The sequence below is a fragment of the uncultured Gimesia sp. genome (assembly GCF_937919775.1).
In the GTDB taxonomy this organism is placed as follows: domain Bacteria; phylum Planctomycetota; class Planctomycetia; order Planctomycetales; family Planctomycetaceae; genus Gimesia.
This window is the reverse complement of the sequence record NZ_CALFPF010000109.1, coordinates 1-18,398: the sequence shown is the minus strand read 5'-3', so window position 1 is coordinate 18,398 and position 18,398 is coordinate 1. Positions and strand designations below refer to the sequence as shown.

Sequence of the window (18,398 nt, the reverse complement as noted above, 5' to 3'; positions counted from 1 at the left end):
GTCGCTGTTTTATCTGCTGCTGAATCATTCCGCTTCTACAACAACCGCTTCGCGTTCGCCCAACCATTATTCCTCGCTGCTGTTTTTAACCTGTTTTTTCGCGACGGCGGGCGTGGTACTGGCGACGAATTTTCTGCAGGTGCTCCTGTTCTGGTTCATTTTGTCGATGAGTTTGAACCTGCTGCACGAAGTCCAGTTCGAAGCTGATGCACGGCCCGAACAACAAAACCGACACTGGTGGGGCTGGAATGCGTTTTCGGATGCGATGCTGCTCCTGGCGATTTTTCTCATCGGCGTCAACTTTGAAACATTCGATTTTATAAGCTGTCTGCGCGCCGATGCGATTCAGGCGGTGCAAGTGAAAAACTCCGCAGCGCTGCCCGGCATCGGGGCGGCCCTCTTTTTTGCCGCGGTCCCTCGTCTGGGACTGTTCCCGGCTTCCGCGCTGATCGTCAGTCAGCAACGCCCGTGGAGTAGTAATTCGCTGGCCGCATTGAATCTGCTGGCGATTCCTGCGGGTCTGTTTTTGCTGCTCCGCTGTGCGCCCTTTTTTCTGCTGGTCCCGGCAAATCAAAGTCTGCTGATTCAACTCGGAACCGTGTCCGCATTACTAACTGTTTTTTCCGCCGTTTGTCTGTCGCGCGACCCACACCCGGATCGCGTTTTATGCTGGCTCGCTGCGACGGTCGCTGGTCTGGCGGTGGCGCTGCTCGGTATGAATCCCGGTAATTCGCTCCAAATGATTCTGGCGATGCTGGTGCCGCAGATGTACCTCATTTCCGTTCTGATCCCGCTCAGCCATCGACTGCAAACCGGCACGCTGCCTGCGCGGGCGCCGGCTTCCCTCAAGGTCTGTTTGCTGTTCTTGTTGATTTCCGCTCTGGTCGGCCTGAGTCCGCTGCTGAACCCGTTGATCACCGCCAGAACAGCAGCGCAGGACATGCGCACGACATTGTTGGTCTGGCTGATGCTGCCCGTGATCGCGGGATATGCGTTCGGAGGGGCGCGGTTTTATTTTTCTCTTTATGCCAGACCGGAATCAAATGTGGTCCCGCAGAAGTTTTCCGTGTTTCCGCTGTGGGCTATCACCGTGTTCGCGAGTTTGACAAGTGTCTCGCTGTACTTCCCGGTTCCGTTGATCTCGCAGCTCTGGCCCGGGCTGATGACGGAAGCAAATGAAAATCCTTTCGACCGGGACTGGTTATTTTGCAGCCTGTTTTGTGTGACGATTTTCGTGTCGCTGATCCTGGCCTGGATGACCGCTTCTCAAACGCATCGCAAAGAATCGGCAGCACAATCGCGGTCCGCGCTGATGCAACTGGGACAGTCGCATTATTATGCACTCACCATTCTGGATCGGGCAGTGACGGGTCCACTGACTCTGTTTGCGAAAATTGTCTCTCTTGTCGAGCAGTGGTTGCTGGTCGGCTGCAGCCGGTCAACTCTGGAAAAAATGCCTGCCTACTGGGGGCACCTGCTGCAACAGCTGCAGAATGGACAGGTGGCGTTCCAGACGCTGGTGTTGCTGTTTACGCTTTCCGTGCTGATCATTGTGCTGATGGTGCTGCAGATTTAAGGGTTGCTGCGTTTCTGCTTCCCCTACTTCTTGCTGAATTTACGTCTGCTCAGAGCCACTTATGAACTCGTTCCTGAATTCCATCGTCTCCCTGTCGCCTGTGTTACTGGTTGTCATGCCAGTGATGGGAGCCTGTTTTGGCTGGGGCGTTTCCAGACTGGGGCTGGAATTCAATCGCTGGACCGCGTTTTCCAATACGCTGGTCTCCTGTCTGATTCTGGGCGCGGTGCTGGCGGCTCCCTTTCTGCGAGACAAATCAGAGACACGATCTACCCACGCGATTTCCGTAGGTTTGAAACTTCCCGCAGCCACAGATACCGCCACAGACGCCGGCACGGAAACAGCGCCAACACACACCATCAAATGGGCCCTCGATACCGACTCGGTCTGGTTTCTGCTGCTGCCCACCTGCCTGTGGCCGATGCTGATTCTGTTTTCGAACCGGATCACTGCAGCATCGCGACTGCACTATTTTCTGCTGCTGATGTTGCAGGCGTTGCTGGCAGGCATCCTGGTTTCACACGACCTGATCAGCTTCGCCACGTTTTTGATCCTGACGACGTTTTGTCTGCTCTGCTTAATTCGTCTCTGGAGCGGCCCCCGTTCGCAGGTTCTGTTTGAGAGTACGATGTACCTGCAGTTTCTCGGCGACGGATTGATTCTCGCGGGGCTGCTGCTGGCGGCCACAACTTATACGTGGATGCAGGGCATCCTGCTGGAAGCGCCGCAGCCACGCACGTTTCAATTTCAGGAAATTTTAAACGGAACCGTCAGCGATGTGACCGAATACCCTCTGGCCGAGGCGTATTGGAGTATGGTTTCGCCCTGGATTTTTCTGATGTTGCTGGTGGGTTTTCTCATCAAAGGGGCTCTGTTTCCTGCGCACTACGGTTTGACCCAGTGGCTGACGCGGGAGCCTGCGCGTCTCTCATCTGCACCCGATCCGGTTGGCTGGTATCTGGTGCTGCTGACGCTGATCACCAAAATCAGCATCTACGGCATGATACGCTTCATGGTCCCGTTGAATTTTGCGTTAGGGGTCAGCCTGTTTTCCGTGCTGGCTTTCTGGGGAACCTGCGGTTTTCTGATCGCAGCGCTGATTGCCTGGCTCCGCAACGACCTGCTGCAGATTGTGGTCTGGTTCCTGATCGGACAGACTTCACTGACGCTGACGGTTTTATTCGCGTCGGATTCCGCGACCGTCCCTCATTTCATCTTCTTAAACGTAATTCAGGGGCTTGCCTGCTGTCTGCTGTTGCTGGTTGTGCCTTTGATTTCGTCACAGACAGGCAGCGGCACTGACAAACGGCTGATCTGGATCACCGGCTTGTCGGTGATGACGCTGATCGGTGTTCCGGGGCTGGGCGGATTCACGGCGCAGTTCTGTTTTGTCTGGAGTCTGGCAAATCAGAGCCTGCTGCTGGCGATGTGTTATCTGCTGGGCACACTGCTGTTCAACCTCGCGCTGCTGCGCGTCTTCTGGCGGTTTGTGCAGACAGAAAATACGGACACACTTGCCTCTGAGGTAGCAACGAACGTTCTCGCGCGGGAAAACAGGGGCCTCGTCTGGCTCGCGTTCACTCCGGTTTTACTGCTGATTCTCATAGCGGGAATCTCTCCCGCGACTCTGCTGGAAGAGACTTTATTCCCGCTCAGAGAAATCAACGTCAGTACTGCTGAATCTCCTGCCGCCGAAGACTGATCAGTTATCGGCTGATTCGAAAAGTGTGCCGCTCTGATCGCCGTTCGCCGGATCGAATTCATAATGTGAACCGGCGGCTAAGGTGTAAACCTGCATGCGATTATTAATCAGCCGACGATACGTGAGTGGCATGGCCGCGTCGAAGGCGTGAGATTCTCCCGGCTTCAATTTGTAAGGGCCGCCCCAATCGCTGTAAGGGCTCTTCAGTTCGTATTCCATTTCGACCTTGGTGTTATTCGTAATCTTGAGTTCCGGAACCGAAAACGTGGCCAACAATTGTGGCGAGGACCAGTTGACCTGCTTGATCCGGTAGCGGCCGAAACCGAGTTCAATGTCAGGAATCTCGGCGACGGAAGCAGGCCCCTGTTTTGTCCAGCCGTCCCAGGCAGACTGCACCAGATCCCGCAATTTTTCCTGATTGATCTGGGAGTCCTGCGGTTTATAGTCGGGTGCGAAACGGGCATTCCCGCCAATCCGCGAGCCCCCTTCCCAATCCAGACGCAGCGCCCGTTTGGAAAAACTTTGATCCACAATTTGCGGTTCGACATCCTGACTCACCGAGAGTGAAAACTCGGCGTAGGGAATCCATACTTTATCGGCGGCGGATTTTTTGATCGCCATCGAAATCGCCGCTTGAGGCACGACAAACTTGAACTGGTTGACGCCGCCTGTCTTTGATTTGCCGGCATCTTCGACCTGAATCGGTTTTGTTAATACGAGTTCCGACCAGATTTGTACATCGTTTCCATACTGTTTCAGATCGGGAAAAACCTGCTGTAATGTTTTGGAATCAGCCAGCGCGGCAAAAGAATGGCCGGGCACATCCTGCACCGGAATCCGCGCGACATCAGCGGCGACCAGCATTTCGGTTAATGGTTTCAGCATGCTGGGGGCAACGCCGACCTGCAACTCTGTCACTTTGGGAATATCATTGACCGATCTTCCGACCGCAGACAGGCGGTTGATCTTTCCCGGTTTTACAGAAGGATCCAGAGCGGCGACGCTGAGATCAAAGCTTAGTGAAATGCCCTGTTTATCGGTGACCACTGCACTCGCCCCGAGTTTCATGCGTGGGTGATATACGGGTAAAGGCCAGATGGCATTGACGATCTGACTGGCTTCGTCGAAGTTGAGCTGTTTTTCGAGTTCCTCCACGAGCCCCGGTACGATGGCTTTCACTTCTTCTTCGATGCGCCCTTTGCTGCCGTAGATGCCGTCGACCAGACCACCGGAAACGCGATCCGCCGTCATGCCGATCCCCCGCGTGGAAACGCCGGCCGGACCGGAGACGTACCAGTTATCCTGCGGGATGTTAAAGCGTGTGCGTAAGAGCTGAAGTTTGATTCGATTGTCTTTGATGTAAGGTTTCACATCGAAACTCAACCAGACCGGATTCTGATGGCCGATGCTGACAGAAATCGGCCCCGCGACGGCGGCATGCCGATTTCCATTCACATACGTGCTGCTGATATAGAGATCGACATTTTTAATGCCGAGTTGAATATTCAATGTGCCTGCCGCATACGCTTCGACCGCAGCGCGGGCCAGTTCGCCTCGATAGGAGATCCCGGAAAATTGTACGCTGAAGCTGCGGCCTTCTGCGACGGTCGAGTCGTAGATGTCATTGATGGTCCCTTCCAGCATATCCGGGGGAACCATACTCGGAACCGCGTCAGCCAGTGACTGCAGGAATTGATTTCCTAACCGGACCGAGACGGCGTCATCGATGATCAAGGCCGGCACAAACGGACTTTCGGGGTCGAACTCAGCCGGCGGTTTCTGATCCGGCTTGACCAGGAGCGGCGCGGTAGAATCCATCGGGCGCGAGGGATTGCGCATCCAGTCGAACAGGGGCTCTGTATAAGCGACCTTCCAGACATCGTGGCCGACGTCGGGAACTAACGTAAACTGAGGTGTGCCTCCGGCCTGTTTGATTGCATTGATCATCTGCTCTGATTCCGCAGGGAGAATCGCGCGATCATTGGCACCATGAAAGGCCCAGATCGGTGTCTCTTTCAGTTTCGCAGCCCATTCGGTTTTGCCACCTCCCGCCAGAGGAGCGACTGCCGACCAGCGCTGTGGATTGGCGGCTGCCTGGCTCCAGGCGCCGTAACCGCCCATTGACCAGCCGGTTAAAATCTGTTGCGCAGGGTTGATCGCATAGTCTTTCATCACCGTATCGAGAATCTTGATGGCCCGCTGACCGTCATCAGAGTCTGCCAGCCATCCCGCCAGCAGACTTTCTTTCATATTTTCCGCCTGAGGAAAAACGACGATAAACGGGAATGTCGCTTCATTCTGCTTTACGATCGGTCCCAGACCAACCTGAGTCTGTTTGAGTCCATCGTTGCCCCGCTCGCCGGCACCGTGCAGAAACAGGATCACCGGATATTTTTTTTCGGGTGAATAACTTTTAGGAACAAACACCACGTAACGGTGCTCGCCTGCCGCATCTTGATAAACGGCATTCACAAAACCCGTTTTGACTGATTCCGTTTGTGCCTTGAGCGCAGCCGAGGAGCCCAGTAAAGCAATTGAGAGCAGCAGTGACCACTGGAGCGCAAACTTGAATAAAATTCGTTTTGTTTGCATGACTACAATCCGTTTCCAGATTCCGCAGAATCATTTTTGAGGGGTGGTTCAATCCGTGATTGAGAGAAAACAGTGCCGATCGTCTTTGACGGCGACTGACTTTCGTTACGTCGATTTTTGTTCGTGGGAGGTTTACTGTCAACAGAACGCCCGTCTCAAGTGAAGATAACCGACGATTCCTGAAGTCGACACTTGGGCTCTTTTTTCCAAAACCGGCAAAAACCTTGTGGATTGGCCTGTCTGCAGCCCGTTATCAACTTAGATGCGAAAAATGTGTGAATTTTTGACGTCAGGACCCACGCCGGCAGAGTGAAGCCAGAAAAAGAATGCGAGGTAACGCTTTGAGACTCCGAATGCTGACACTCTGTTCCGTTGCCCTGTTTTGGAGTTCGGTCCCCCTGTTTGGATTTCAGCCCCCCGGTTTCGGACCTCCGCCTTCCGGCCCCCTGCCCCCCAATCAGGTGCAGATTGTGGTCAAAGGGGGTTACCGCTACATCTACTCCAACGGGATTCCCAACCATGAAGCGGGACAGTTCCCGAACCAGAATAATCCGAATGTGATACGCCCGCAACGTTATCAGTTTCGTGTTGCCGCCAATCCAAAAATGGCGCGCAATATCACGCCGCTCTCTCATTCCCCCTTTGGTGTCGCCTTGAACGGCGTCGTGTTTGACCCGGGAACGGCCGAATTCTGGAATCGTGATCGTCGCTCCGGCTGGAACTATGAAGCCTTGAACGGAAAAATCAACCTCGGTCTCGACAGTAGCAACGCCCATGTCCAGCCAAGCGGCAGCTACCATTATCACGGCTTACCTGAGGGACTGATTTCGAAACTGGGAAAAGCGAATGAAGTGACGCTGATCGGCGTTGCCGCGGATGGTTTTCCGATCTATTCCCAGTATGGTTATGCCGACGCGGAAGATCCCAAAAGCGAAGTGCGAAAAATGAAATCCAGCTATCAACTCAAACGGGGCAGTCGCCCGCAGGGTCCCGGCGGGAGTTATGATGGCACGTTTACCGCCGATTACCAGTATGTGGCTGAGTCAGGTGATCTGGACGAATGCAATGGTCGCTTCGGCGTGACCCCCGACTACCCGGAAGGGACTTACCATTATTACATCACGGCAGAATTTCCGTCTATTCCCCGCAATTATCGAGGGACGCCTGACCCGAGTTTCCAGCGACGGGGGCCCGGACCAGGAGGACCAGGACCGCCAGGGCGCGGCAGCGGACCACCGGGGTTCGGTCCACCAGGAGGTTTTGGACGTGGTCAATAACAAAGAACAGGGTGTGACGAACGGCGCGTGGCATCCGATTCTCTCTCGGTCAGGAAGAGTTTGCGACGTACTTCCTGATCGAGAAGAATTTACCAGAGAGGAAGCATCACATGCTTAGAGCGACCGTGTTTTTGATTTATTGTCACGCATGCGGTTTCGTGCCCGTGAAAGTGTGGGGCCGATCGAATTTTCGGGAATATCCAGGTCGCTACTGATCTGCTGATAGGACTTCCCCTGCAGATGGTACTGCTCGACAATCCGGGCATCTGCGGGCGGCAGTTGCTTGATCATGTTCTGGATCTCTTCCTGATCGTCGACCATCTGCTGCTGACGCGTCGGTTCTTCGGGAATACTTTCCAGCTTTGATCTGGTGGAAACATGCCCCAGGGCTTCCGCCATACGACGTTCAACCATTTTTTTTACAACCACACGACGGGAGACCACTGTCAGGTATGTTGCCAATGAACTGTTGCCACGAAAGTTTCGCAGCACCCGATAATCGTTTGCCAGCAGAACCAGAAAGACTTCGGAAAGGAGATCGTCCACATCACTGTCGCTGACGCGAATGCTGCGGCCGTGGGCGGTATGATGAATCACGTGCGTGAACAGGCCGATAAACCGGTCTACAAAATCTTTCCACGCACCCGGCTCTTCTGCCAGGCAGCGTCGGAGCAAATTCCTATCAATTTCTGTGAGAGCCACAAATCGCCTCAATTCAATTAAACAGCTACCTATAGGTAGCAAGCGAGTTAAGCCTGCATCTCATTATACACCGGAGTCGAACTTCCGTGTTGCAAAAAAAACACTGAATTCCACAATCAGAAATTCGACCTTGATCATTAATAAAATCTGAGAATTTAGCCGGCGAACTTTACAAGGATCTTCGATTTAGGGCAATACGAGCCCAATAAATAAACGTACGAACACATTCCATGCTGTAAACTGCGTGTTCTAACAGACGTTTGAAGCAAAAGTTCCTAACCTCAGAAATATGAACACAAGGTCACGCCCTGTTTTTATTTCTGATTTTTCGGCGGCGAGGCTGCATCAATCGGGGGAGCGGGCTTACGATAAAGCAGGAGCACAATGCCGGCGATCACCAGCGGAATACTGAGCATCTGCCCTACACTGAGCGGCAGGCTTTGCGCAAATTCGGCTTGCCTCATCTTGAAGAACTCCAGCACAAAGCGGGCGGAAAAGACCATGATAAAGAAGAGTCCGATCAGCAGGCCGCGCGGCGTTTCCGCGCGATACTTCCGGTAAAGCAGATAGAGCACCAGAAAAATACAGCCGTAACAGAAGGATTCATAGAGCATGACGGGATGTCGCGGCAGCAGCTGTTCCTCACGCGTATCCAGCCCCAGCCCATTCACAAACACGATCGCCCAGGGCACATCTGTGGCGCGACCCAGGATTTCCGAATTAAAAAAGTTGCCAATCCGGATAAAAAAGCCGGCAAGGGCCACGGGAATCGCTAAACGATCCATGAGCCACAACAAAGGCTGATCAGGATGTTTGCGTGAATAAAGCCAGGCGGAAAGCGTAATTCCAATCGCGGCGCCATGACTGGCCAGTCCGCCGTTCCAGATTTGCAGAAAACGAATCGGTTTCTCAAAAAAGTAAGCCGGATGATAAAACAGGCAGTGTCCCAGCCGCGCACCGATGATCGTGCCGATCACCATATAGATCAGCAGCGAATCGACATCGTCGACATTCTTTTTTTCCGTGCGATACATCCAGCGGAGCAAAAGGTAACCACAGATGAAGCCGGCTGTGAAAAAGAGGCCGTAATAACGGATCTTGATCGGACCGAGTTCAAACAGGACGCGGTTGATGTCCCACTGCAGATAAGCGATGACTGGATTCACGTGACTCAATACTCCCGAATTCTGAAATAGTGGTTCTCAAGATTTCTGTGATTTCAGAACGGTTCTAATATGCTATGATTGTCAGACCGAAAGATAGACCATTCCGCACTTTAAGCCTAGTCCGAATTCGGTTTTCTTGAAGCGTTTTAGCGTGATCCCTGTTTTTTTAACCTGTCCACTTCAGAAAGCGTGATCTCCTGATGAACACTCTCCTTCCGCGACTGGTTTCGGGGGCACTGGCCGGTTTATCGGGGCTGGCATTGTGGGAGATCATTCAACTCAAAGGGGCCGCCCTGCTTCAACAGCCTTCGCTGGCTTCTGCGGCGGCAACCTGCTGTGTCATGGCTGCGGGACTGGGAGTCGCCGGTTGTCTGGTGCCCAACCGCTTCTGGGAAAGCGTGCTTCATCAATGTCAAAAGATGCGAACTGTTTTTTCGCAGACGGTCAATCCCGCTGATCACTGGTCGGGCAGTCTGTTACTCTCGTTTTCGATCATTGTCTATTTCGTGGTGATGATCAACGTGATCCCGCAGCAACCTGCGCCCGAGAATAACGATCAGGCCGCCTTTCTGTCGCAGGCGAAAACCGTTCAGGAAATGGGGGGGCCGGTTGCATTGACCCGACAACTCTTCGCAGGTGAATATCAGGAAGCAAATCAGCACCCGCTGTATGTCGCGCTGCTTTCCTTCTTCCCCGACTATGAAACGGGCAAACGGCTGTCGGCGATCTGTGGCTTACTGGCGTTGCTGATTTTCTCTGTCGGGATCGCCCGCCAGTATGGAAATCTGACAGGCGGCTTGACCGGGCTGCTACTCAGTGTGAACGCCGCTTACTGTCAATTGACGGGGCGCGTTGTCTGCGAAGGGTTACTTTTATTATTCATCGCCGGGTTATGGCTGATTTTGTTGCGGCTGCCCGATCTCAGGCAGTCTCATAAAATTTCCTGCCTGGCTTTGATTGGCGCGGGGCTGGTGCTGGGGCTGGTCTGGCTGACCAAAGGGACGGCGCTGCTATTGATGCTGGGTCTTGTGATCTGGATCTGCTCGTATGCGGTGAACTGGCGCCGGTTCTTCTCCCGGTTCAAACGTAGTCGCACAAACGATGCCGCTGTACCAGACGCAACACAAACTGACGCGACAACCGTCTCTCTGAAAACGATCCTGGGCAGTCTGGCGCTGGTGATCGCGAGTTTCGCGTTGATTGCATCGCCGTTGCTCGTGCGCAACGCGCGTGTGTATGGCAGCCCGACGTTTAATGCCAATTCGTATCTGATGTTTGAGGATGAATTCACAGAGCCGCACGCGCTGGCGAAACAAGGCAGCCTGAAAGACGCCGCACGAAAGTATTGGCAGACACACTCGCTCTCTGAAATTGTCCGGCGGGAAGTGAAAGGACTGCTCTGGCAGGTGTTCATTTTCCTGCGCAGCCTGGGACCGCTCCCGTTTGCCGAGGGGCGGCTGTTCTTCGGTCTGCTGGCGGTGCCGTTTCTGCTGGTGGGTCTGCTGTCGGAAACCGGCCCGGCGCGACGCCTGTACTTCATCTGGCTGCTGCTGTTCTGGCTGGCGTTTGCCTGGTATCTGCCGATTGCCGCCGATGAACGATTTCTGATCCCGCTGCTGCTGCCGACGCTGGCGCTGATCAGTCTGGGAGTTGTGCGCGTCGGGCAGTTTCTGCTGCAGCACCGCGCGGCTTGACTGAACAGTTCGGCTGGTGGAGTGCGCGATGTTCATCTCCGGCGCTGACGCGCCGATCGGGTATGATTTCTCCGCGTAGACCGGGCACAGAATGTGCGCGACAGGTTGTTCCTGTCGGCTGCTCGGGTTTCCGATTTTGAATCTTCCTGAAACAGGAGAACTGTAGATGAAGTTTCGGTCTTTCACTGATTTGCTTTTCCTGAGTGCCTTCCGTCTGCGAGAGATCTTCGCGAACGGCGTGAAGCAGTCAACCGGATTTTATGGTGAGTTAAGGCAAAAAACTGGAATTCGTGTGCAATTCCGATTACCCGTAAGTGGCAGAGCGTGCGCAAAGCGTGCCGATATCAGCAAAAAAAGGGGTGCTCATCAGGAACTGCTGCCGCATGTGCATGCTCAAAAAAGGAAAAACGCCTTGTTTCGAATAGTGTTGAAATCGACAGCAGGAGAAATGTGTCAGCAGCAGAATTTTTTCTTACGCGCGCGACACGTATCACGCATATTCTCCAGCGGCGCGGCGGTGTCAAGCAGTGATTCTTTACTGGAATTAATGGAGCGAAAAACAAGAATCGCCGTCTCGAATCTGTCAAGCGATTTTTTTCACTGCCGATTTTACGCGAAACGGTACAGGGATAAAATCAGCAGTGATCAGAGGCAACTATGTCGCGCTCTGCATTTTTTTTCTGATGAAAGGCATGACGAGCGGAACAAGCCAGAGGGCGATGCAGAACAGGCCGAGCCCGGCGGAAATCGGACGATTGAAGAAAGACAGGAAACTGTCGTCCTTGGTCAAGTTCTGCACGAAGGTCTGCTCCAGTTGGCCGCCGAGGATGATACCGAGCACGACCGGGCCGAGTGGAATCGCGTAGACTTCGAGTACGAAGCCGATGATGCCCATGCCCAGCATGACCCAGACATCAAAATAGCTGCCATTAATGGAATAGGAGCCGACGACACAGAACATCAGAATGATCGGCATCAGAATGCGGCGGGGGACGCGCACCAGTTGTGCGCCGCTACGAATGGCCAGAAAACCGAGCGGAATCAACAGCAGATTGGCAACAATGAACGTCAGATAAATTCCGTGTACCAGCACCAGTTGATCGGGATTTTCAAAAATCGCGGGACCGGGAGTAATATTTTTCATGAGCAGAACGCCGATCACGATCGCCGTCACGGAGTCGCCGGGAATGCCCAGAACCAGCGCCGGAATCCAGGCTCCTGCGAGAGCCGAATTGTTCGCGCTCGTGGCATCGCCGACCGCGTCGAGCGATCCTTTACCGTATTCTTCGGGAGTTCTGGAACATTTTTTCGAGACGGCGTAGGAGATCCAGGCGGCGATGTCGGCACCGGCACCGGGGATCATGCCAATCGTCGCGCCGATGCAGCTCGAACGGAGCCAGCTGAATTTCCGTTTCCAGAATTGAGGCAGGACGCCGCCAAACACGGGCTTCAAATGTTTGAACAGGGAATGATCGTCTTGAGCAATCACCGCCGAAACCAGTTTGCCTGTTTCTTCCTCAGTTTTCGAAGTCAGGCAATTTCGAAAGACTTCCGACAGGCCGAACAGACCAATCATCGCGGGAATAAAATTAATGCCGGTAAAGAGTTCGTCAAAACCAAATGTGAATCGGGGGACGCTGTGAACTTCACTCAATCCAACCGTCGAGAACATCAGGCCGATCATCAACGCGAGTGCCCCTTTGAGACGGGAGCCTGTCGAAACGATGGCCGCACAACTCAAGCCGAGCACGTACAACCAGAAGTATTCGTAGGTGGTAAACTGGAAGGCGATTTTTGCCAGCTGCGGCGCCGCGAGAATCAACACCAGCGCGCCAAACAAACCGCCGGCGACGCTGAACACCAGCGACACGCCGAGGGACGTTTCATGCAGACCTTGTCGGGTGAGCGAGTAGGCGTCGTCAGTATAAGCGGCCGAGGAAGGGGTTCCCGGAATGCGGACCAGCGTGGTGGGGATATCGCCGGCAAAAATACTGCAGGCTTCGAGAGTCACAATCGCGGCGATGGCGGAGAGATTATCCATATAAAACGTCAGCGGGATCAACAGCGCTACCGCCATCGTCGCCGTCAGTCCCGGGATGGAACCTACAAACAGGCCGTAAACGGCCGACAGAAAAATCACCAGCAGCACTTCCGGTGAGGCAAGATTCTGTAACGCGGTAAAAAATGTTGATTCCATGTTGTTACTTCATTGAGCTTGACGACTGTCAGAATGAGAAGAACTCACTTCGCAAGATTTACCAACCCCAGATACCCCGCGGCAGCGGGACGCGCAAGAGCTGAGCAAACAAGGTATAAATTCCCGGAATAAAAAGCACGGTGATCAAAGCACTCATCCACCAGCGAGTGCCGAATTTCCATAACAACAGAAACAGAATCGCTCCGGCAGTGAGAAGGAAACCCACTTTTTCAGCAAACAGCAAATAGGCGACAACACCCAGGAGGACCAGAACGGTATTCACCACTCCCCGCGAAGTTACAGTATCGCTGGAAACATCCGGCGCGAGTGCGGGCACTTTTTTCTGGAACGCCAGGCAACCTAAAATCACACCGATGGCCGCCGCCAGTAATCCCGGAAAAACCAGCGGACCTGTTCCCCGCGAAGACATCTGCCGGAACGCATCACTGGTTAACAGTTTTCCCAGCGTCTTATCATTCGATTTCAGAAACTGAGCGAACTGATCATCGGCCCGATATCTGGTACTCAGGCCGGCTGCCCGCATGAACTCGGGAAATGTTTTCCCCTGCATGACCGATTCGCCGCTGGTAATTTTTTTGACGGCCTGGGAAACTTTCTCAACGATCGGCTGCGGCGTTTCCAGGGGAAGGGCCAACCCGTTCCAGCCCGAGATATTCCAGTTCATGCCCTGGGAAAGAAACGTGGGAACTTCTTTGAACTCCGGCAGCGGTTCTTCAGCCATCACACCCAGGCAGCGGACCTGGCCGGAGTCGTAGAGGGTTTTTGCTTCCGGCAGACTGCAGCAGACCAGATCTACGCCGCCACTGGCCAGTTCCTGCAACGACGGTCCGGCACCGTTCATGGGAATCCATTTGATGTCATCCGCTTTCAAGCCACTGAAATCGAGCCAGCCCGCCAGAGCCAGATGCCAGATGCCCCCGCTGGCGGTTCCCGTCGCAGTCAACTTGCCGGGATTCTGTTTGGCATAGTCCAGCAGTTCCTGCATGTTGTGAAACGGCGAATCGTCTTTCACAAAAATCGCAGCCGCCCCGTCGACGAGAGACATGATGGGAATGGCGTCTCGAGAGGAAATGGTAGTCAGGTCCTGCCAGTGCAGCATATTTAATTCGCCGGTGATGATCGCCAGCGTATAGCCGTCGGGTCGGGCTTTCAGGCCGCGGCTGTGACCGGTGACTCCGCGTCCCCCTGTCGCATTGATCACATTGACGGGAACCCCAAGTTCCTGTTCCAGAAAAACAGCCAACTGACGGGAAGTACGGTCCGTCGCCCCGCCGACCGACCAGGGGCAGATAATCGAGATCGGACGATCCGGATAATTTTCGACGGAATCAGAAGAACACCCCTCTGACAGCATCAGGCAGAGCAGCAGGAGCATTAATTGAACTGTCGTGTTAGCGAGCGCGCGTTGATTCATCAGTTCAGTACCGAATTGTTTTTCAGATGTTTTTTGAGAGATAACCCGCAAGAACTGCTGGTTTCGTAATTACAAGGATGCAGATCGCGAAAGCACCTGTCAATAACCAGCGGTACAGCAGCAGCCGGTTTCATCAACTTCCCTCTAAAACTTGAATAATTTGAAATATTGAAACTCTTGCGGACCGCTCGGAGTAAAATTAAAGAAAGCGGGCACTTGCATCATAAATTAGCTTGGACACGAGAGATCCGATGACGACTGATCTTGCAAAGCGGTCTCTTGACAGGTTAGTCTATATGCAAATAATCCTGCCTGACAACTTACCTGCCTCAGTTTGATCGTGTGAAATAGTCGCACTCGCTGCTTTCGATTTACAGCCACTCGAAAGTTATCAGCCTGAGTAGTATCCCACCGTAAGGTTTGACTGTAATGCGAATGATCGAGATCGTTTTCCATTTCTTACAACATCCACGCTCCGGGAGAATTTTCTATCCACTGGTCTGCCTGTTGTTACTGACAAACGTTGTTTCGACAAACGCAGCTCCCCCCGACGTCGAGAAATCTGAAAAACAGTTTCAATCGCAGATCAAACAATTCATCACGAAATATTGTCTCGACTGTCACACCGGTGAAGAAGCGGAAGCAGGTCTGGCTCTCGAAAAATACAAAACCCGCACCAGCATTCTGGAACATCGGGAAGCGTGGGAAAAAATTGTGCAGCGCATCCAGATTCAATCCATGCCTCCCAAAGACGCCGCCGCTCAGCCAACCGACAAGGAACGCGAAGATATTCTGGCCTGGTTTGACGACACCTTATATGGCATTGACTGCTCCGGCGATGTGAACCCCGGTCGCGTTACCATCCGACGTTTGAATCGCAACGAATACAATAATACGATTCGCGATCTGGTGGGAATTGACTTCGAGCCCGCCAATAACTTTCCCTCGGATGACGTCGGTTATGGTTTCGACAACATCGGCGATGTACTTTCATTACCGCCGCTGCTGATGGAAAAATATCTGGATGCGGCAGAACAAATCGCCGAGAAGGCCATTTTCGCCAATACGCCGGACAGTTATCCCTGGACTGAAATCCCCGATAAAAACTTTACGAAGGAGGGCGCCGTCACCCTCGGCAAACGCAACGCAGGCTTTCATTCACAAGGCACGATCCTCGGGACCATCAATCTGCAGCAGGCGGGTAAATATGAATTCCGGATTGCTGCAGGCCAGACACCTGCCGGGACGGAAGCTGCGAAGATGGAAGTCAAGCTGGATGGCAAATTGCTGAAAACATTCGACGTGAAAGCCGGTATTGACGTCCCCGAAAAATACACGCTGCCTCAGGCAATCGCCCTGCCCAAAGGCAAGCACGTACTCGCGATTTCTTTTCTGAACGACTTTTATGATCCCAAAGGACCGCCGAAAGAAAGAGACCGCAATCTGTATGTGTACGACGTCTCTTACAAAGGCCCTCTGGGACAACTGCCCGCCGATCTGCCGGCGTCGCATAATAAAATCATCACCTGCACGCCGGGAAGCGGACGATCCATTCATTATTGTGCAGAGCGAATTATGAAACAGCTTGCAGAACAGGCATTCCGACGTCCCGTCTCGCGGGAAGAAATCAAACCGATTGTAGAACTGGTTGAAGCAACGATCAATTCCGGCAGGACGTTCGAGCAGGGCATCCAGGTCGGTCTCCAGGCGGTTCTGGTTTCGCCGCATTTTCTGTTTCGTATTGAAGGTATCAAAAATCCTGAGCATGCCGGATCAAGCAATACACAGAAAATGAATCAGTATGAAATTGCTTCGCGACTTTCGTATTTTTTGTGGAGCAGCATGCCGGACGAAAAATTACTTGAACTGGCTGCACAAGGCCGACTCGACGATCCCCGTACATTGCAGGTTCAGGTCAAACGGATGCTGGAAGATCCCAAATCGGAAGCGTTCGTCAAAAACTTTGCCGGCCAATGGTTGAATCTGCGAAATCTGGAAGAACTGACTCCCGATCCCAAAAAATTCCGTGGCTTCAATTCGCAATTGAAAGAGGACATGCGACAGGAAACAGAAGCATTCTTTTCCTACATCATGAAAGAAGACCGGAGCGTGATTGAATTTATCAACGCCGATTATACTTTCATGAATGAGCGTCTGGCAAAATTTTATGGCAATGATCAAGTCAAAGGCGAGACCTTTCAGAAAGTGAATCTCGATAAAACAAAACGAGCGGGACTGATTACACAGGCCAGTATCCTGACGCTGACTTCGAACCCCGGACGGACTTCTCCCGTAAAACGGGGTAAATGGATTATGGAAAATATTCTGGGAACGCCTCCCCCAGCACCGCCGCCAAATGTTCCCGAACTCGAAGCTTCCGCCAAAGCCAATCCAAATGCTACTTTACGCGAACAACTGGCATTACACCGTAAAATTCCCGGTTGTGCGGCCTGTCACGATCAGATGGACCCCTTGGGGCTGGGCTTCGAAAATTTCGACGCAATCGGGCGTTGGAGAGATAAAGAGGGTAAGCATAAAATTGATTCCTCTGGTCAATTACCCAGTGGTCAGACTTTTAAGAGTCCCGTAGAATTAATTGCGATTCTGGAACAGCAGAAACAGGGTTTCTGCCGATCTTTAACAGAGAAGATGCTGACTTATGCCATTGGTCGTGGAGTGGAATTCTACGACAAATGTGCCATTGATGAAATCACAGCGAATTTTACCGCCAAAGGTTATCGCTTTTCGGCGCTCGTCACCGAAATCGTATTAAGCGACCCTTTCCTGAAACGTCAAAGAGGTTCTCAAAATGACTAATCTTCTGAAACGCCGTACATTTCTCAAAGGAATTGGAACCACAATGGCGCTGCCATTGCTGGAGGTCATGCAGCCTCAACAGAGTCTCTTCTCGGCTGCTGCTGGAGTTGCCGGTCAGCCGCCTGTAAGAACGGCCTTCATCTTTTTCCCGAATGGTGTGATCGGCCCCTCCTGGATGCCTCAAACTGCGGGAAAAGAATATGTGCTACCCAAATCCTTAAAGCCACTGGAAAATGTAAAATCGGATATCAATGTGATTTCCGGATTAGCCCAGATTAATGCCCGCGCGCTGGGTGATGGCGCCGGCGATCATGCCCGCTGTGCCTCGGTGTATCTCACCGGTGCGCACCCAACCAAAACCAGCGGTGCCGACATTAAAGCCGGTGTCTCTGTCGATCAGGTCGCGGCCCAACAGGTCGGACATCGGACACGTCTCCCCTCTCTGGAACTGGGTCTGGTTCGAGGACGTAACGCGGGACAATGCGATTCCGGCTACAGTTGTGCCTACTCGTCTAATATTTCCTGGCGATCTCCTTCAACGCCGACTGCGAAAGAAATTGTTCCCAAGCTGGCATTCGAACGCCTGTTTGGTGGAGGCGCCGAAAAAGAAAAGCAGCGTGCCCGCCATCTGAAAGATCGTCAGAGCATTCTGGATCTGGTTAAATCCGACGCCGATCAGTTGAAAAAACAACTCGGCAAAAGTGATCAAAGAAAAATGGACGAATATTTTTCCAGCGTACGCGAGATTGAACAGCGCATCGAACGCAGTACGCATCAGGAAAAAATCAAACCACCGGAAATGCAACTACCTGACGGCATTCCCAGCGAGTTACAGGAACACATCCGTCTGATGTACGACCTGCTGGTCCTGGCGTTCCAGACCGATACCACGCGCATCGCGACATTCATGGTGGGAAATGCGGGCAGTAACCGAACCTATCCGATGGTCGGTGTGAATTCAGGACATCACGAGCTTTCCCATCACCAGAATGATGCCAAGAAAATGGCCGACATTCAGAAGATTGATGAGTACCTGACGGCTCAATTCGCTTATTTCCTGAATCGGCTCAAATCCACGCCTGAAGGTAACAGCAATCTGCTGGACAATTCCATGATCTGTTACGGCAGTGCCATCGGGGATGGGAATCGTCATACGCACCATGATCTGCCGATCATTCTCGCGGGCAAAGGGGGCGGCACAATCAAAACCGGTTTCCATCATCAAGTGCCAACCGAAACA

At 53.0% G+C, this 18,398-nt stretch carries 11 protein-coding genes; 6 read left to right on the top strand and 5 right to left on the bottom strand.

The window, feature by feature from the left end; genetic code table 11:
- Positions 1–1,576 (top strand): hypothetical protein (locus Q0294_RS02930; protein ID WP_299460744.1); only part of this gene is annotated, 1,576 nt, incomplete at its 5' end.
- 61 nt (positions 1,577–1,637) lie between these two features.
- Positions 1,638–3,278, top strand: a complete 1,641-nt coding sequence (locus Q0294_RS02925) for a hypothetical protein (RefSeq protein ID WP_299460743.1) — start codon at positions 1,638–1,640, stop codon at positions 3,276–3,278.
- Here the strand turns inward: Q0294_RS02925 and Q0294_RS02920 are convergent, their stop codons facing one another.
- Positions 3,279–5,870, bottom strand: a complete 2,592-nt coding sequence (locus Q0294_RS02920; protein WP_299460741.1) for an alpha/beta hydrolase-fold protein — start codon at positions 5,868–5,870, stop codon at positions 3,279–3,281.
- A 326-nt stretch (positions 5,871–6,196) separates the two neighbouring features.
- On the opposite strand from Q0294_RS02920, the gene Q0294_RS02915 reads away from it, so the two are divergent.
- Positions 6,197–7,147, top strand: a complete 951-nt coding sequence (locus tag Q0294_RS02915) for a YHYH protein (protein ID WP_299460739.1) — start codon at positions 6,197–6,199, stop codon at positions 7,145–7,147.
- Between the two features lie 114 nt (positions 7,148–7,261).
- On the opposite strand, the gene Q0294_RS02910 is transcribed toward Q0294_RS02915, so the two are convergent.
- Together Q0294_RS02910 and lgt are read right to left on the bottom strand one after the other, a co-directional pair.
- Entirely contained in the window at positions 7,262–7,822 is a 561-nt protein-coding gene (locus tag Q0294_RS02910; RefSeq protein WP_299460738.1) for a sigma-70 family RNA polymerase sigma factor, read from the bottom strand.
- A 341-nt stretch (positions 7,823–8,163) separates the two neighbouring features.
- Positions 8,164–9,015 carry a prolipoprotein diacylglyceryl transferase gene (gene lgt / locus Q0294_RS02905; RefSeq protein ID WP_299460737.1) on the bottom strand — a complete coding sequence of 284 codons (852 nt, stop codon included), beginning with the start codon at positions 9,013–9,015 and terminating at the stop codon, positions 8,164–8,166.
- Positions 9,016–9,215: 200 nt separating this feature from the next.
- Here lgt and Q0294_RS02900 point away from each other — a divergent pair, with 200 nt between their 5' ends.
- Positions 9,216–10,709, top strand: a complete 1,494-nt coding sequence (locus Q0294_RS02900) for a hypothetical protein (RefSeq protein ID WP_299460736.1) — start codon at positions 9,216–9,218, stop codon at positions 10,707–10,709.
- A 655-nt stretch (positions 10,710–11,364) separates the two neighbouring features.
- Here Q0294_RS02900 and Q0294_RS02895 read toward each other — a convergent pair.
- Entirely contained in the window at positions 11,365–12,906 is a 1,542-nt protein-coding gene (locus tag Q0294_RS02895; protein ID WP_299460735.1) for a tripartite tricarboxylate transporter permease, read from the bottom strand.
- Between the two features lie 58 nt (positions 12,907–12,964).
- The gene (locus tag Q0294_RS02890) at positions 12,965–14,341 is read right to left on the bottom strand and encodes a tripartite tricarboxylate transporter substrate-binding protein (protein WP_299460734.1); all 1,377 of its coding nucleotides are present in this window, start codon (positions 14,339–14,341) and stop codon (positions 12,965–12,967) included.
- Between the two features lie 429 nt (positions 14,342–14,770).
- Between Q0294_RS02890 and Q0294_RS02885 the strand changes: the two genes are divergently transcribed.
- Together Q0294_RS02885 and Q0294_RS02880 are read left to right on the top strand one after the other, a co-directional pair.
- Positions 14,771–17,158: a DUF1592 domain-containing protein gene (locus tag Q0294_RS02885; protein WP_299460733.1), complete on the top strand. Its 2,388-nt coding sequence runs from the start codon at positions 14,771–14,773 to the stop codon at positions 17,156–17,158.
- Positions 17,151–18,398, top strand: a 1,248-nt coding sequence (locus Q0294_RS02880; RefSeq protein WP_299460732.1) for a DUF1552 domain-containing protein, incomplete at its 3' end; no start/stop codon positions are given. The genes Q0294_RS02885 and Q0294_RS02880, both read left to right, overlap by 8 nt.

Coding starts and splice junctions, on each gene's coding strand:
- Q0294_RS02920 (WP_299460741.1), bottom strand. CDS start 5,870: ATGCAAACAAAACGAATTTTATTCAAGTTTGCGCTCCAGTGGTCACTG.
- Q0294_RS02925 (WP_299460743.1), top strand. CDS start 1,638: ATGAACTCGTTCCTGAATTCCATCGTCTCCCTGTCGCCTGTGTTACTG.
- Q0294_RS02885 (WP_299460733.1), top strand. CDS start 14,771: ATGCGAATGATCGAGATCGTTTTCCATTTCTTACAACATCCACGCTCC.
- Q0294_RS02890 (WP_299460734.1), bottom strand. CDS start 14,341: ATGAATCAACGCGCGCTCGCTAACACGACAGTTCAATTAATGCTCCTG.
- Q0294_RS02900 (WP_299460736.1), top strand. CDS start 9,216: ATGAACACTCTCCTTCCGCGACTGGTTTCGGGGGCACTGGCCGGTTTA.
- Q0294_RS02895 (WP_299460735.1), bottom strand. CDS start 12,906: ATGGAATCAACATTTTTTACCGCGTTACAGAATCTTGCCTCACCGGAA.
- Q0294_RS02915 (WP_299460739.1), top strand. CDS start 6,197: ATGCGAGGTAACGCTTTGAGACTCCGAATGCTGACACTCTGTTCCGTT.